Source organism: Pseudomonas citri (assembly GCF_025336485.1).
Lineage (GTDB): Bacteria > Pseudomonadota > Gammaproteobacteria > Pseudomonadales > Pseudomonadaceae > Aquipseudomonas > Aquipseudomonas citri.
The window spans coordinates 182,869-198,080 of sequence record NZ_JAODAB010000009.1; the positions used below are offsets into that span (position 1 = coordinate 182,869).

A 15,212-nucleotide genomic window follows, 5' to 3' on the forward strand; every position below is an offset into this window, starting at 1 on the left:
TTTACCGTTAAAACTTTGGCATTCTGCGCAGCGTTTGGAGGGCCGGAGATCGGTCAACGCTATTGCTGTGAAGAAACTTTCCTGTGTTTGGCGAAACTTCCTACAAGAAAAATCAATTTAGTCCCTTGAATAATGACATGATCATTGTCGACCACGTCATTAACACTGTTTCCCAACCAGGGTCGTGAATGTCGTATTCCGAAAAACTGTCCGCCCATTACCTGGCCCTCGCCAAATCTCCAGTATCCTTGGAGTGTTTCGCGGGCGCGGACGTGCGTTTTTCAGATGAATACGAAGCGTTGGAAAGCGAGTTGGACAAGACCCGGTCGATGCATGAAAGCGGGCAAGTCGACTGGTTGAAGGTCCTTGATGGGAGCGAGGCGCTGTTGCGCACTCAGTCGAAGGATCTACGCGTGGCGTGCTGGCTGACGTGGGCGTTGTATCAACGTGAATCCTATCAGGGGCTGTTGGCCGGCCTCGGCCTCCTGCGCCACTGGTGCGAGAACCACTGGTCCGAACTCCACCCGGCGAAGCCCCGGACCCGCGCTGCCGGCATCCAGTGGCTGGTTCCGTACCTGGAGCAGGCATTAAGCGAAGAGGTGGCGATCAAGGAACAGATGCCCGTGTTCCGTCATCTGGCGGAGCAGCTCGAAGGCCTCGATGCTGCTTGCACTGCTCACCTGGGCGATGAAGCACCGCTGTTGTTGCCACTGTACCGGCGACTCAACAACCGGCTCCGGGGAGTGACTGACAACCTGCCGCCAACGGGTGCCATCGGGACGGTCGTTGCCCAAGTGAAACAAGTCGCCACGCAACTGCTCAGCCCCGGCGCCCCGATCGAAAACGAAAAAGAAGCGCACAAGGCCCTGCGCGCCCAGCAGGACGGTGCACGTGCGCTGTGCGCCTGGTGGCTCAAACAAAAAGCGACTGATGCCCGCGCCCTGCGCCTGAACCGTACCTTGCTCTGGTTGGGTATCGATACCATGCCCGAGCGCAACGCCGAACAGATCACCCAGTTGCGCAGCCCACCGGCAGACAAACTCAAGGCCTATCGGGACAGCCTTCAGCAGGGGCATTACGCGAACCTGCTGGTGGAGGTCGAGACGAGCCTGGCGACGGCTCCGTTCTGGCTCGACGGTCACAGGCTTGCCTGGGAATGTCTGCAAGGACTCAACGCAGAACCGGCCATGCGGGAAGTGGAAACTCAATTTGCCTGGTTCATCCAGCGCCTCCCGGGTGTGGTCGAGCTGCGCTGGCATGACGGTGCGCCATTCGCCGACTCGGCCACCCAGGCCTGGATCAGTGCCCAGGTCATGCCTCACCTGCAAAGTCCCATTGCCCCCCCTACCGATGTCATCGGCGAGCTCGCACCCTGGGAGCTGACGCTGCAAGAGGCTCGGTCGATTCTGCCCAAGGATGGTCTCAAACCCGGTGTCCAGTTGCTCATGCAAGGCATGCAGGGGGCCCAGGGCGCGCGTGAGCGGTTTCTCTGGCAGTTCGCGATGGCTCGCCTGTGCTTCTCGGCCAAGAAATACGAACTCGTCAAGGTCCAGCTCGAAGCGCTCGATCAGAAGCTGCAAGACGCTGGCCTCAATGCCTGGGAGCCCGGACTTTCGCTGCAGGTGCTGCACCTTCTGCACAACTGCTGCGAGTTGTTGCCCCAGAACCAGGTTGTGCGCGAACGCAAGGAAGAGACCTACCGCAGGTTATGTCATCTCGACCTGGAACGGGTCATCGAATAGGCCTTCGGGTCCCCATTGTAAGGAGTAAATCATGGCCAAAGACGGCTCGGTCGCCCCCAAGGAACGCATCAACGTCACCTTCAAGCCTGCCACTGGCGGCGCTCAGGAAGAGATTGAACTGCCGCTGAAGCTGTTGGCTATTGGCGACTACACCCATCGAAGAGACGAGCGCAAGCTCGAAGATCGCAAGCCCATTGGCATCGACAAGATGACCTTCAACGAGGTACTGGCCAAGCAAGCGTTGAACCTGAGCCTGAGCGTACCGAACCGTCTTCAGGACGCCCACGGTAGCGAGGAGCTGGTTGTGCAACTGCGCATGAACTCGATGAAGGACTTCAACCCGGCGAGTCTTGTCGAGCAAGTGCCGCAACTCCAGCAACTGATGGAGCTGCGCCATGCGTTGGTCGCGCTCAAGGGGCCGCTGGGTAACGTTCCTGCGTTTCGTAAAGCCATCGAGAGCGTGCTCGCCGATGACAGTTCCCGCAGTCGCGTACTCGATGAGCTGGGCCTGAATGCCCCCGTCGCGAACGCTTGATTCTTCCAGCCAAGGAGGCCGACACATGAGCACCCAAGCAGCACAGCAGCAAAGCCAGAACAATGCCGACCACAGCATTCTCGAGAGCATCATCGCCCAGACCTGCCTGACCCCGGACGATGAGGCCTACGACATCGCCAGGCGCGGCGTGGCGGCGTTTATCGAGGAACTGCTCAAGCCGCAGAACAACGGCGAACCGGTCAAGAAAGCCCTGGTTGATCGCATGATCGCCGAGATCGATACCAAACTCAGTCGCCAGATGGACGAGATCCTCCATCACCCGCAATTCCAGGCGCTGGAATCGGCATGGCGTGGTTTGCAGTTGTTGGTGGAGCGCACCAACTTCCGTGAAAACATCAAGATTGAAATGCTCAATGTCTCCAAGAGCGATCTGCTGGACGATTTCGAAGACTCGCCGGAGGTCATGCAGTCGGGTCTGTACAAACACATCTATACCGCTGAATACGGTCAGTTCGGTGGGCAGCCGGTGGGCGCGATCATCGCCAACTACTTCATGTCCCCCAGCTCGCCGGATGTGAAGTTGATGCAGTACGTGTCCAGTGTCGCCTGCATGTCCCATGCGCCGTTCATCGCTGCGGCCGGTCCGAAATTCTTTGGCCTGGAAAGCTTCACTGGCCTGCCCGACCTCAAGGACCTGAAGGACCATTTCGAAGGCCCTCAATTCGCCAAGTGGCAGAGCTTCCGTCAATCGCAAGACGCTCGTTACCTTGGCCTGACCGTACCGCGCTTTTTGTTGCGCAATCCGTACGATCCCCAAGAGAACCCGGTCAAGTCGTTCATCTACAAGGAAACCGTTGCCAACAGCCACGAGCATTACCTGTGGGGCAACACGGCATTCGCCTTCGGTACCCGGCTGACCGACAGTTTCGCCAAGTTCCGCTGGTGTCCGAACATCGTCGGCCCTCAGAGCGGCGGGGCCGTCGAAGACCTGCCGTTGCACCACTTCGAGAGCATGGGCGAAATCGAAACCAAGATCCCGACCGAAGTGCTGGTTTCCGACCGTCGCGAATACGAACTGGCCGAGGAAGGGTTCATTTCCCTGACCATGCGCAAAGGCAGCGATAACGCTGCATTCTTTTCCGCCAGTTCGGTGCAGAAACCGAAGTTCTTCGGCAACAGTGCCGAAGACAAGCGTGCGGAGCTCAATTACCGGCTTGGCACCCAGTTGCCGTACATGATGATCGTCAATCGCCTGGCCCATTACCTGAAGGTCCTGCAACGCGAGCAACTGGGATCATGGAAAGAACGCACGGACCTGGAGCGTGAGCTGAACAACTGGATCCGCCAATACGTGGCCGACCAGGAAAACCCAAGTGCCGAGGTTCGTGGCCGTCGTCCGCTGCGCGCGGCGAAGATCCTCGTCAGTGAAGTGGAAGGTGATCCGGGTTGGTATCGCGTCAGCCTCAACGTGCGCCCCCATTTCAAATACATGGGGGCCGACTTCACCCTGTCGTTGGTGGGCAAGCTGGATAAGGAATAAGTGTCGCCCATGACTTACGGCAGTCTTTTCGAGCGCCTGAATGGCGATGTCGAGAAACGTGCAGGCTTGAGCCGTGAGGCTTGTGTCGTGGTCTCCGTGGCTGCGCACCTGGCCAAGATGCTCAGCACGCGCGCAGGTAGCGTGCAGACGTTAGCCGACTATGGACTGCCGGATCTCAATGACATGCGCTTGAGCCTGCATGACGCGAGGAGCCAGGCGCGCGAAGCGATCGAGTGCTTTATCGAGGCGTACGAGCCACGCCTCAAAGGTGTGCGCGTCGCTTCGTTACCGAGTCACGTCGATCAGCTTCGTCTGTCTTTCAGCATCGATGCGTTGCTGGAGGTGGAAGGGGTCAAGCGGTCGGTCAGTTTCTCCGCGTGCCTGGATGGCAGCGGCCAAGTGAAGGTCAGTCAAGGATAGCCAGCCATGTCGTTCAACCATTACTACCAGAGTGAATTGACGGCGCTTCGTCAGTTGGGGCGACGTTTTGCCGAGCGTAACCCGGCGTTGGCGCCGTTCCTGGGATTGGCCGGACGAGATCCGGATGTGGAGCGGTTGCTGGAGGGGGTCGCGTTCCTGACCGGGCGCCTGCGCGAGAAGCTCGATGATGAATTGCCGGAGCTGAGCCATTCGTTGATGCAGTTGCTCTGGCCCAATTACATGCGGCCACTGCCCGCCTTCAGCATCCTGCAATTCGATCCACTACAACGGTCCGGCCCCGCACTACGGGTGGAGCGCGATACGCCGGTCGAAAGCAAACCCATCCAGCAGGTGCGCTGCCGTTTCCTGACGTGTTATCCGACCGAGGTCCTGGCGTTGGACCTGACCGGGTTGAGCTATTCGGTGAAGGGCGACGGGTCGCTGCTGAGCTTGCGCCTGGCGATGCATTGCGAGGGGCACCTGGGCGAGTTGCAATTGAGCCGTTTGCGTCTGCACTTGGCTGGCGAGCGCTACATCAGCCAGATGCTGTATCTCGGCCTGTTGCACAACCTCGAAGGCCTCGAGCTGGTCCCGTTGGACAGTGCCGGCCAGCCCATCACCGCTGTCGATGGCACGCCCCTGTCCTTCAAGATCCCGGTCGACCGCGTCCAGCCGGTAGGCTTTACCGAAGACGAAGCACTGGTGCCGTATCCGCTCAATACTTTTCGCGGTTATCGCTACTTGCAGGAGTATTTCGCTTTTCAGGACAAGTTCCTGTTCGTCGACGTCAATGGCCTGGACGTGATCAACGCGGCGCCAGACAGCCGTATCCAGCAGATGCGTGGCCTGGAGCTGCGATTCGACATCGGCAAAAGCGGCATCCAGCGGCTGCGCCCGACGCTGGACAACGTGAAGCTGTATTGCACGCCCATCGCCAACCTGTTCAAGCATGACGCGCAGCCGATTCGTCTGGATGGTAAACAGGATGAGTACCTGCTGCTGCCGGCGGGTCATGACCTGGAGCATTGCGGGGTGTTCTCAGTCGAAAGCGTCACCGGGTGGCGCCCCGGTGGTCTTGGCTACCAGGCCTATGTGCCGTTCGAGTCGTTCGAGCACGATGCAAGCTTCGATGTGCCCAATAATCGCCCCTACTACAGCGTTCGCCAGCGCCCATCGTTTTTGCATGGGGGGCTCGACACCTGCCTGGCCTTTGGGGCCCGACACACCGAGTTCCATGAAACCCTGTCGATCGAGCTGATGTGCACCAACCAGAACCTGCCGCGTCGGCTCAAGCCGGGTGACATCGACCAGCCGGGTGAAAACAGCCCTGAGGCGCTGGGTTTTCGCAATATCGGTCCAGTCACCTCCAGCTTCGCGCCGCCGCTGGGCCGCGACTTTCTCTGGAAGCTGATCAGCAACATGTCGCTCAACTACCTGTCGCTGGCGGACGTCAATGCACTCAAGGTGATTCTCGAAACCTACGATTTCCCGCGCTACCACGACGAACAGACAGAGAAGGTCAGCAAGTGCTTGCTGGACGGGCTCAAGTCGATCAGGCACCAACCTGTCGACCGACTGCATCGGGGGTTACCGGTCCGCGGCTTGCGCACGGAATTGACGATCGATCCGCGGGGCTACATCGGCGAGGGCGACCTGTTCGTCTTTGCATCGGTCCTCAATGAGTTTTTCGCACTTTATGCCAGCCTCAATTCGTTCCACGAACTGCGGGTGAACAGCACACAGGGAGAGGTGTACCAATGGACACCCCGTATGGGCCAGCAGCCGCTTCTTTAAGCGTGCTGACGCGCGGAATACGCGAGTACACGCTCTTCCAGGCCATGTTGCTGGTCATTGACCGGTTACGTGAAGCCCATCCCGACCTGGATGATGAAGCGCTGTATGACCGGTTGGAGTTCCAGGGCAACCCAAGCCTGGGGTTCCCCGGCAGCGACATCGATCGTGTGGAGTTCTTCGAGGAGCGGGGGCAACTGCGAGCATGCCTGCGCTTGAACCTGCTCAACCTGGCAGGCTCGGGATCGCCGCTGCCGGCGTTCTATGGCGAACAGGCCCTGGGGGGCGAGGAAGGCAATCCCACTCGCCATTTCCTCGATCTGCTCCACCATCGTCTTCAGCGACTGTTGCTGCCGATCTGGCGTAAATACCGCTATTGCGCAAGCTTCCAAAGCGGCGCCAGGGACTCCTTCTCAGGGCAACTGTTTGCCTTGATCGGCCTGGGTGGCGAGGAAATACGCAAGGCCACCCAGCTGAACTGGAAGCGCCTGCTGCCGTACCTGGGCCTGTTGAGCCTTCGAGCCCATTCCGCGGCGTTGATCGAAGCGGTACTGCGTTACTACTTCAAGCATGCCCATTTGAACCTGGAGCAGTGCGTCGAGCGCCGTGTGGACATACTGGCCGAGCAACACAATCGCTTGGGACGCGCCAACAGCCTGTTGGGCGGCGACCTGGTCATGGGCGAGCGGGTACGCGACCGCAGCGGTAAGTTCCGGATCCATATTGGCGAACTGGATTGGCAGCGTTTCCACGAGTTCCTGCCTATCGGCGCCGGTTACCAACCGCTGTGCTCACTGGTGCGATTCACCCTGCGTGATCCCCTCGAATATGACATTCGCCTGGTCCTGCGCCGTCAGGAAATACGTGAATTGCGTATCGGCGAACAAAACACCTGCCGCTTGGGATGGACGAGTTGGCTGGGGCACGAGCGCGCCGACGGCGTGCTCATTCTCGGCAACCAGGCTCTTTAGGAATGGATGACATGATCAACGTAGACCTTCAGCAACTCATTCAGGCGTTGGACGCCGAAACCAGGGATGACCTGGAGCGTTCGGCCGAACGATGCGTGGCACGTGGTGCGCACAAAGTCTTGGTGGAGGACCTGATGCTGGGTTTGCTGGAGCGTCCGCAAAGCCTGCTAGCACGGGCGTTGCAGGATGCCTGTGTCAGTGTCGGTGAGCTGAGCGCTGTCCTGCAACCGCGTGGGGAGCACAGCGCTGCACGCAATCCAGTATTCTCGCCCGAACTGGTGCAATGGCTGCAGGACGCACTGCTGGTGGCCAATCTGGAGTTGGGCCAGAGCCAGGTCGGACAAGCGGCTCTGATCCTGGCGGTGCTGCGCAACCCGCTTCGCTATGCAGGCAGTCCTTACCAGGCGTTGCTTGCCGGGATCAATGTGGACCGGCTGAAGGCGTTCGCGTTGTCACAACAAGTCCAGTCGGATACCGGCCAGCCTGTTGCATCGGCTGATTCGCTGCTGGACCGCTTCTGTCACAACCTCACCCAGCAAGCCCGTGAAGGGCGCCTCGACCCGGTGCTGTGTCGGGACGGCGAGATCCGGCAGATGATCGATATCCTTGTTCGCCGCCGCAAGAACAACCCCATCGTGGTGGGCGAAGCGGGGGTGGGCAAGACCGCTGTCGTCGAGGGATTGGCCTTGCGCATCGTGGCCGCGCAAGTACCACCGGAGCTTGTCGACGTTGAGCTGTTGTCTCTGGACATGGGGCTGCTACAGGCGGGTGCCAGCCTGAAAGGTGAATTCGAGCGCCGTCTCAAAGGTGTGATCGACGGCGTCAAGACGTCGCCAAAATCCATCATCCTGTTCATCGACGAGGCCCATACCTTGGTCGGCGCGGGCGGCAATGTCGGTGGCTGCGATGCAGCCAACTTGCTCAAGCCGGCCCTGGCCCGCGGCGAATTGCGCACCATAGCGGCCACCACCTGGTCCGAATACAAACAACATTTTGAGAAGGATCCGGCCCTGGCCCGTCGTTTCCAGCCGGTGCAAGTACTTGAGCCGACCGTCGATGAGGCGGTGAGCATTCTGCGCGGCCTGGCCCCGATCTACGCGAGCAGTCACGGAATCTACCTGCGCGATGATGCGGTGGTCGCAGCCGCGCAATTGTCGGCCCGCTACCTGGCGGGTCGTCAACTGCCGGACAAGGCCATCGATGTACTCGACACCGCGTGTGCGCGTGTGCGCATCAGTCTCGCCGCTGCGCCGCCAAGCCTCGAGCGATTGCGTGGCGAACTGGCCGAAGGCGAGCGTCGATGCCAGGCGTTGCGTCGTGATGCACAGGCCGGCCTGCCAACCGATGTGCAGGCGCTGGAGACATTGGAGGCGCGCCTGGTTGCCATCGAAGGCGAGTGCCGGGCACTGGATGCCCAATGGACCGAGCAACGCGTTCTTGCGCAACGCGTGCTGTCCTTGCGTCAACAGTTGGCCGGCGCACGGGATACGGCAGAGGATCCAGACCAGGGAGCCGCAACCCTGGAAGCGGCATTGCGCGAAGCCCACGACAGGTTGGTCGCTGCACAAATCCAGGCGCGCCTGGTCAGCTTTGAAGTCTGCCCGCGATTGGTGGCCGAGGTGATCAACGCCTGGACGGGGATCCCCCTGGCACAACTGGCGCGGGAACACGACGCCAGAATTGCCAGTTTTGCGACTGACCTGCGGGCTCGTATTCGCGGGCAGGAGCAGGCCGTGCAGATGCTCGATCGGACGATGCGTATCGCCGCCACGGGCCTGAACAAGCCCGACGCTCCGGTGGGTGTGTTCTTGCTGGTGGGACCGAGCGGTGTTGGCAAGACCGAAACGGCACATGCCCTGGCTGACCTGCTGTATGGCGGCGAGCGCTTCATCAGTATTTTCAACATGGCAGAGTTCCAGGAGAAACACACCGTTTCTCGCCTGATCGGCGCGCCCCCGGGTTACGTCGGCTATGGCGAAGGCGGCATGTTGACCGAGGCCGTAAGGCAGAAACCCTATTCGGTGCTGTTGCTCGACGAGGTCGAAAAAGCCGACCCGGAAGTGTTGAACCTGTTCTACCAGATCTTTGACAAGGGACTGGCCAACGACGGGGAAGGGCGCGAAATCGATTTTCGCAACACGCTGATCCTGATGACATCGAACCTGGGTAGCGAGCGCATCAGCGAACTGTGCGAAAACGCTGCGCAACCGAGTGCCGACCATCTTGAACACGTCATTCGCCCGATACTCAGCAAGCACTTCAAGCCCGCGCTGCTCGCCCGCATGCGGGTGGTGCCGTACTACCCGGTCAGTGGATCGGTGATACGCGAGCTGGTGGCAATCAAACTCGATCGCCTGGGCGAGCGGCTGGGGCAACGGCAACTCCGTTTCAGTTATTGCGGGCGCCTGGTGGACTACCTGGTCGAGCGCTGCACGCGCAGTGACAGCGGTGCGCGCTTGATTGACCAACTGCTCGAACAGCACTTGATGCCCCTGCTTGCAGACCGATTGCTCGCCGCCATGGCCAACGGTGAAGCATTGCGACAGGTACACGCCACCCTCGACGCCGACTCCGGCCTCGTTTGTGAATTCAACTGAGGTGGCCGCGATGTTCAAGCAAGTCTCGCAACCGCTGGCGTATGCCGAAGCGCTCGTGGCGCAATTCTCGAACCTTTCACAGGTGACGGACGGCGCGGTATTAATGGGAAATCTTATCCGGGGAGTCGCACTGCTCACTGGCTGTGAACTGGTGCAAGCGTACTTGCTCGATGCCACCGGCACTCGCCTGGAGATGAACGGCGAATACCTGGATGGCCAACTGCGGCTCGGTGATCGGAGCCATCCGCCGGCTGATTACCACGCCGAGCATCTATTGCAGTTCGCCTTGCGCCAGAACCGAGTCGTATGCCTTGGCGCCCTGAGTGACAGCGGGCAAGAAACCGGCTTCCTGCCGGTCCGGAGCGCACCGTGGCAGTCGCTACTTTGTGTGCCCCTCGTCAATTCGAAAGGCGACGTCGAAGGCCTGGTGGTGTGTGCCAGTACCCGGCATGTCGACCTGCAAGGCTTCGCTGAATCCCTCAGGCATCTGGGTGCGTTCGCACTCGGCCAATGGCTTGCGCTACAACACCTGCAACCTGCTGCCAATGAAACCTTGCCTGTCACCCCCCAACTGCCGGCCTTCGATGGCCACGGCATGATTGGCAAGAGTTCGGCAATGCGCAAAACCTGTTCATTGATCGGCAAAGTACTGCATACCCCCTACACCGTGTTGCTGCGGGGCGAGACCGGTACGGGCAAGGAAGTGGCTGCGCGTGCTATTCACGAGTGCGGCCCTCGTCGGTCCAAGGCATTCATCGTACAGAACTGTGCAGCCGTTCCGGAGAACCTGCTGGAGAGCGAGTTGTTCGGTTATCGCCGGGGGGCTTTCACCGGGGCCGATCGGGATCGCGCCGGACTGTTCGATGCCGCCAACGGAGGCACGCTGTTGCTCGATGAAATCGGCGACATGCCGTTGTCCCTCCAGGCCAAGTTGCTACGGGTGTTGCAGGAGGGCGAAATCCGTCCGTTGGGTTCCAACGACACCCACAAGATCGACGTGCGCGTCATTGCCGCGACCCATCGCGATTTGAAGCAATTGATGGAGGAAGGCAAGTTCCGCGAAGACCTGTATTACCGGCTCGCACAGTTCCCCATCCAGTTGCCGGCGTTGCGCCAACGGGCAGGCGACATCATCGAGTTGGCCCGGCACTTCGCCAAAAAGGCCTGCGCATTGCTGCAGCGCGATCCGGTGCGCTGGTCCGACGCGGCGCTCGAACACCTGGCCGCCTACAGCTTTCCCGGAAACGTGCGTGAACTCAAAAGCGTCGTGGAAAGGGCGGTGGTGTTGTGCGGAGAAGGCGAACTGCTGGTCGAGCATTTTGCCCTGCACATCGAGCCTTTCTCCGAGCGCGTGGGGCTTCGCGAACGGCTGAAGCAGATCGAACGCCATCTTTTGATCGATTGCCTGCGCAAGAACGCCGGCAACAAGACGCGTGCCGCCCGCGAACTCCGCTTGCCGTTGCGCACACTGGTTTACCGCCTCGGGCTTCTGAAAATCCAGCGCAAGGATCTCGACGGTTGATCCCGTTCTTGCTGTTCGCATCAATACCCGTGGCCCTGTCATTCCTGGAGATCTGCTGATGCCTGTCCATTGCTGGCAAACGATCCTGCTGTCCTTCGTCGTGTTATCCGCTGCCGTCGGTTGCAGCGGCAATTACAAATTCAACGACGCCGGCTATCGCCCCTTGGGTGATCCACAGGCGGTCAATCGCCGCAAGTGAGCGTAGGGAGCCTCATAGATGGAACTTGTTTTCGAAATACTGCGCGCCAGCCAGTTCATCTCCACCCAGATGTGCCGCAAGACCTTCGGGCCTGCCGGTGGCGTGATCGGGCGAGGCGAGGGTTGTGATTGGAGCATTCCCGATCGCCAGCGCCTGCTGTCCAAGCGTCACGCCCAGGTCAGCCTGCTTGAGGGGAGCTTTTTCCTGACCGACACCAGTGGGAATGGCACGGTCCTTCGCCAGACCGGCGTGCGCCTGCCCAAAGGTGAGCCGGTGCGTATCAGGGACGGAGATGCCTACATCATGGGCGACTTCGAAATCGTCGCACGACTGGTCACCGATACCGCGAGTAACACCGCGCCGGCCAACGGCTTTGTGTCGGGGGGAAGCCTCATTCCGGACGATGCCTTTCTCGATCTCGACCCATTGAAGGCGCTGGACCAACAGGCGCGCGCCTGCCCGGACATCGATGAGCTGATCAACCCGACGGCCATACCGTTGGAAACGTTCGCAGGTTCGGATTGCGCCCGCATCGACATGGAAAATCTGCTGCTGCCCGAGTTGGTCGAGGCGTCGGTCGAGCCAGGAAACGTGCCCGTTTCGCCGTCGGAAGGGCGCGAATGCCCAGCCGACGATTTTTGGACGCGTTTCGGTGCCGCGCTGGACATGGAGCTTGGAGGCCTGTCCGACGAGGCCCGCGAAGCCCTGGCGATCAAGGTCGCGGGGCTGCTCAAGCAAAGCATCCAGTGCTTGCAACAGAGCCTGCGTACCCGTTCGGAACTGAAAAACGAACTGCGCCTGGCCCAGACCCTCGTTCAGGACGGGGGCACGAATCCGCTGAAACTGGCCGGAGATGTTCACCATGCCCTGCGGATGCTGTTGAGGCCGGACAAGCCTTTCGGAATACCGGCCGATCGGGCGATTGCCCATGCATTCCGAGATCTGCAGGCTCATCAGGTGGCCCTGCTCTGCGCCAGCCGCGCCGCGATGCGCGCAACGCTCGAACAGTTCTCACCCCGGCAACTGATGGTTCGCCTGGAGCGCGAGTACAAGCCACTGTGCAGCACGTCGGGCCACTACTGGCGGGCTTATCGTCGTTATCACCACGCCCTGAGCCAAGATGATGACTGGACCGAGCGCCTCCTGGCCCGCGACTTTGCCCGAGCCTACGAAGAACAGGTGCGGTTGATCAGCACCCTGCAAACCGATTGCCACGGATGACGAACATGTCTCGCTGCACGATGCTCTTGTTCAAGACCTCGATGGTACTGGCCGCAACCTGGCTATTGGCCGGTTGCACCACGCTGTCGCCCTTCTCGACGAAGACCAAGCTCAACCTCACGCTGGCCGCCACAGATCGACTCAACCCAGATCTCAATGGCAGGCCCTCGCCCGTGGTGGTGCGGTTGTTCGAACTCAAGCACCCGGTGGCTTTCGAGAGCGCGGATTTCTTCAGCCTGTATGAACGGGCCAGGCAAGCCTTGTCGCCCGACCTGGTTTCCAGCGAGGAATTGGAACTGCGCCCGGGCGAGACCGTCGCGCTCAGGCTCGAAATCGCGCGGGGTGGTCGCTACGTCGGGGTGCTCGCAGCCTATCGTGACCTGCCACATAGCCAATGGCGCTACACGCTGCCGGTCGCGGTGGCACGGTTGACCGAAGCCAACCTGACCCTGGACGAGGACGGGATCGGCAACACTTTCGAAAGGCCGAACGGGGCAGATGACCAATGAATCACGACAAAGTCATCTGGCAGGAAGGCATGCTGCTGCGCCCGCAGCATCTACAGCATAACGACCGTTACCTCGACCATCAGTTGAAGGTCCGCACCCGCTTGCTGGCCAGTCATGTCTGGGGTTTCCTCGAACTGGAAATTGACTCGCAGTTTTTCAACATGGGCCGTTTGGTGGTGAGCCGGGCCTCGGGCATTTTGCCGGACGGCAGTTTGTTCGAGTTGGCGGGCAACGCCGAGCCGCTGGTCCTTGAAATACCGCCCAACACCAGCAATACGCCCATATACCTCGCCTTGCCATTGGTGACGGGCAATCACATCGAGTCCCGTCGCCTGGAACAGTCCGACGTTCTGGCACGCTACACCCTCTATGAGACGCAGGTTGCGGACTCCAATGCCGGGGAAGCCAGCTGGCACCCGATCAGTTGTGGTCGTCCGGACCTGCGCCTGCTGTTGGGCGAGCAGCAGAGCGACCAGGCATTTGTGAAGCTCAAGCTCTGTGAGGTGCTCGACACCACCCCGGACGGGGTGATCAGGCTCGATCCGGATTTTGTGCCGACGTTCATCCAGGTGGGTTCATCCCCTTATCTACTGTCGTGTCTCAAGGAGGTCATCGGCATGCTTGCCCATCGGGGTGACAGCCTGGCCGAGCGAGTCGGTTCGAATGGCAAGGCGGGTGGGGCGCAGGTCGGGGATTTCATGATGCTTCAGCTGATCAATCGTACCGAGCTGTTGTTGCGTCATTATCTGGACCTCGAGCAGGTGCATCCGGAAGCGCTCTACCGCGCGCTCCTGGCGTTGCTGGGGGACCTGGCGGCGTTCTCCAGCGACGGCAAGCGACCGTCACTCGGCAATCGCTACCAGCACAGCGACCAGGGCAATTGCTTTCGAGGCCTTATGCAGGGGATCCGCCAGGTCCTGTCGATGGTGCTCGAACAGCACGCGATCGAACTGCAATTGCAGGCGCGTCAATACGGCATCCTCGTTTCGCCGGTGCAGGACCTTTCGCTGCTGGATTCGGCATCGTTCGTACTGGCGGCCAGTGCTCATTGCGATGGCGAAGAGTTGCGCCATCGCTTGCCTTCTCATCTCAAGATCGGTCCGGTGGAGCGTATCCGCCAATTGGTCAACCTGCATTTGCCAGGTATCAAGATCAGACCGTTACCCGTGGCGCCGCGGCAGATCGCATTCCACGCCAACAAAACGTATTTCATCCTCGAACCCGGCGCCGAAGACGTGGCTCAGCTCAAGCGCTCGGCAGGCTTTGCATTCCACGTTTCCGGGGATTTCGCCGAGCTTGAACTGAACTTCTGGGCCATCAGGAACTGACCGAAATGGATAAGGAACATCCTCAGGACGAAATCACCGTCTTGCTCGACCACCATGGGCAGCGCCCTGCTACAGGACCATTGACGGATGCGCAGTCACCACCGTCTATCGAACAGTTGCAAGAGCGAATGATCTACGCCGCGCACCTATCGCCGTCCCGGTCATTCGATATCAGCCTCAATCCCCTGGTGACAGCGGCTTTCGGCTTGCTGTCGCAAGTCATGGACATCAAGTACGGAGGTGAGCGCGGGGATTTGCACCTCCTCAAGCAGGAGTTGATCTACGGCTTGGAGCAGTTCGAGGCCCGCGCCGTGCAGGGCGATGTCGAGGGCAGTCAGATGATGGCCGCCCGCTACGTGCTGTGCACGGTGATCGACGAGGCGATCGTCACTACGTCGTGGGGCCTGGCAAGCGAATGGTCGCAGATAAGCCTGTTGAGTTCCTTCCACGGCGAAACCTTTGGTGGCGAGAAGGTTTTCCAACTGCTCGATCGTTTGTCCAAGGACCCGGTCAAGCACCTGCCCATGCTCGAGTTGCTGTACCTGTGCCTGTCTCTCGGCTTCGAAGGCAAATATCGGGTCCAGACCCGCGGAGTGCTTGAACTGGAAGGTATTCGAGATGCCTTGTATCGATTGATCCGCCAAGTACAGGGTGACCCTCCCCGTGAGTTGTCAACTCGAGGGGAAGGTGCTGAGAGTGCGCGGCAAAGTCCCGTGCGCATGGTCCCGGCGTGGACGGTGATGGCCTTTACGCTGGCTTGCCTGGGGATGATGTATTCAAGCTTTGCCTGGGTTCTGGACGGGCAGCGCGAAAGCGTACTGCAACCTTATCAAGGGCTGGAGCCGGCTACTTTCCAGCCACTGCCATGAACAGGGA

Annotated in this window: 13 protein-coding genes; all 13 read left to right on the plus strand. The window is 60.3% G+C overall.

Annotated features, from left to right (window positions below; all coding sequences use genetic code 11):
- Positions 1 to 188: 188 nt before the first annotated feature.
- The 13 genes from tssA to icmH are packed head-to-tail and all read left to right on the plus strand — an operon-like array spanning position 189 to position 15,205.
- Positions 189 to 1,742, plus strand: coding sequence for a type VI secretion system protein TssA (tssA, locus tag N4Q37_RS13200; RefSeq protein ID WP_260958436.1), 1,554 nt, complete (start codon positions 189 to 191; stop codon positions 1,740 to 1,742).
- Positions 1,743 to 1,773: 31 nt separating this feature from the next.
- Positions 1,774 to 2,277 carry a type VI secretion system contractile sheath small subunit gene (gene tssB / locus N4Q37_RS13205; RefSeq protein WP_260958437.1) on the plus strand — a complete coding sequence of 168 codons (504 nt, stop codon included), beginning with the start codon at positions 1,774 to 1,776 and terminating at the stop codon, positions 2,275 to 2,277.
- A gap of 25 nt (positions 2,278 to 2,302) precedes the next feature.
- Positions 2,303 to 3,778 carry a type VI secretion system contractile sheath large subunit gene (gene tssC, locus N4Q37_RS13210; RefSeq protein WP_260958438.1) on the plus strand — a complete coding sequence of 492 codons (1,476 nt, stop codon included), beginning with the start codon at positions 2,303 to 2,305 and terminating at the stop codon, positions 3,776 to 3,778.
- 9 nt (positions 3,779 to 3,787) lie between these two features.
- On the plus strand, positions 3,788 to 4,198 hold the full coding sequence (gene tssE, locus N4Q37_RS13215) for a type VI secretion system baseplate subunit TssE (protein WP_260958439.1): 411 nt from the start codon (positions 3,788 to 3,790) through the stop codon (positions 4,196 to 4,198).
- A gap of 6 nt (positions 4,199 to 4,204) precedes the next feature.
- A complete protein-coding gene (gene tssF, locus N4Q37_RS13220) occupies positions 4,205 to 5,992 on the plus strand; it encodes a type VI secretion system baseplate subunit TssF (RefSeq protein ID WP_260958440.1) in 1,788 nt (595 codons plus the stop codon).
- Positions 5,956 to 6,960: a type VI secretion system baseplate subunit TssG gene (gene tssG, locus N4Q37_RS13225; RefSeq protein WP_260958441.1), complete on the plus strand. Its 1,005-nt coding sequence runs from the start codon at positions 5,956 to 5,958 to the stop codon at positions 6,958 to 6,960. Before tssF ends, tssG begins: the two co-directional genes overlap by 37 nt.
- A gap of 11 nt (positions 6,961 to 6,971) precedes the next feature.
- On the plus strand, positions 6,972 to 9,557 hold the full coding sequence (gene tssH, locus N4Q37_RS13230) for a type VI secretion system ATPase TssH (protein WP_260958442.1): 2,586 nt from the start codon (positions 6,972 to 6,974) through the stop codon (positions 9,555 to 9,557).
- Between the two features lie 10 nt (positions 9,558 to 9,567).
- A complete protein-coding gene (locus N4Q37_RS13235) occupies positions 9,568 to 11,079 on the plus strand; it encodes a sigma-54 interaction domain-containing protein (protein ID WP_260958443.1) in 1,512 nt (503 codons plus the stop codon).
- Positions 11,080 to 11,137: 58 nt separating this feature from the next.
- The gene (locus N4Q37_RS13240; protein WP_260958444.1) at positions 11,138 to 11,278 is read left to right on the plus strand and encodes a type VI secretion protein; all 141 of its coding nucleotides are present in this window, start codon (positions 11,138 to 11,140) and stop codon (positions 11,276 to 11,278) included.
- 18 nt (positions 11,279 to 11,296) lie between these two features.
- Complete coding sequence (tagH, locus tag N4Q37_RS13245; protein ID WP_260958445.1) at positions 11,297 to 12,499, plus strand: type VI secretion system-associated FHA domain protein TagH; 1,203 nt, start codon at positions 11,297 to 11,299, stop codon at positions 12,497 to 12,499.
- Between the two features lie 5 nt (positions 12,500 to 12,504).
- Complete coding sequence (gene tssJ / locus N4Q37_RS13250) at positions 12,505 to 13,008, plus strand: type VI secretion system lipoprotein TssJ (protein ID WP_260958446.1); 504 nt, start codon at positions 12,505 to 12,507, stop codon at positions 13,006 to 13,008.
- Entirely contained in the window at positions 13,005 to 14,336 is a 1,332-nt protein-coding gene (gene tssK, locus N4Q37_RS13255; protein ID WP_260958447.1) for a type VI secretion system baseplate subunit TssK, read from the plus strand. The genes tssJ and tssK overlap by 4 nt, the downstream gene beginning before the upstream one ends.
- A 5-nt stretch (positions 14,337 to 14,341) precedes the next feature.
- Positions 14,342 to 15,205 carry a type IVB secretion system protein IcmH/DotU gene (icmH, locus tag N4Q37_RS13260; RefSeq protein WP_260958448.1) on the plus strand — a complete coding sequence of 288 codons (864 nt, stop codon included), beginning with the start codon at positions 14,342 to 14,344 and terminating at the stop codon, positions 15,203 to 15,205.
- Positions 15,206 to 15,212 lie beyond the last annotated feature (7 nt).

What these genes read in the sequence shown, in the direction of transcription:
- tssA (WP_260958436.1), top strand. Translation starts at nt 189, where the DNA reads ATGTCGTATTCCGAAAAACTGTCCGCCCATTACCTGGCCCTCGCCAAA.
- tssB (WP_260958437.1), top strand. Translation starts at nt 1,774, where the DNA reads ATGGCCAAAGACGGCTCGGTCGCCCCCAAGGAACGCATCAACGTCACC.
- tssC (WP_260958438.1), top strand. Translation starts at nt 2,303, where the DNA reads ATGAGCACCCAAGCAGCACAGCAGCAAAGCCAGAACAATGCCGACCAC.
- tssE (WP_260958439.1), top strand. Translation starts at nt 3,788, where the DNA reads ATGACTTACGGCAGTCTTTTCGAGCGCCTGAATGGCGATGTCGAGAAA.
- tssF (WP_260958440.1), top strand. Translation starts at nt 4,205, where the DNA reads ATGTCGTTCAACCATTACTACCAGAGTGAATTGACGGCGCTTCGTCAG.
- tssG (WP_260958441.1), top strand. Translation starts at nt 5,956, where the DNA reads ATGGACACCCCGTATGGGCCAGCAGCCGCTTCTTTAAGCGTGCTGACG.
- tssH (WP_260958442.1), top strand. Translation starts at nt 6,972, where the DNA reads ATGATCAACGTAGACCTTCAGCAACTCATTCAGGCGTTGGACGCCGAA.
- N4Q37_RS13235 (WP_260958443.1), top strand. Translation starts at nt 9,568, where the DNA reads ATGTTCAAGCAAGTCTCGCAACCGCTGGCGTATGCCGAAGCGCTCGTG.
- N4Q37_RS13240 (WP_260958444.1), top strand. Translation starts at nt 11,138, where the DNA reads ATGCCTGTCCATTGCTGGCAAACGATCCTGCTGTCCTTCGTCGTGTTA.
- tagH (WP_260958445.1), top strand. Translation starts at nt 11,297, where the DNA reads ATGGAACTTGTTTTCGAAATACTGCGCGCCAGCCAGTTCATCTCCACC.
- tssJ (WP_260958446.1), top strand. Translation starts at nt 12,505, where the DNA reads ATGTCTCGCTGCACGATGCTCTTGTTCAAGACCTCGATGGTACTGGCC.
- tssK (WP_260958447.1), top strand. Translation starts at nt 13,005, where the DNA reads ATGAATCACGACAAAGTCATCTGGCAGGAAGGCATGCTGCTGCGCCCG.
- icmH (WP_260958448.1), top strand. Translation starts at nt 14,342, where the DNA reads ATGGATAAGGAACATCCTCAGGACGAAATCACCGTCTTGCTCGACCAC.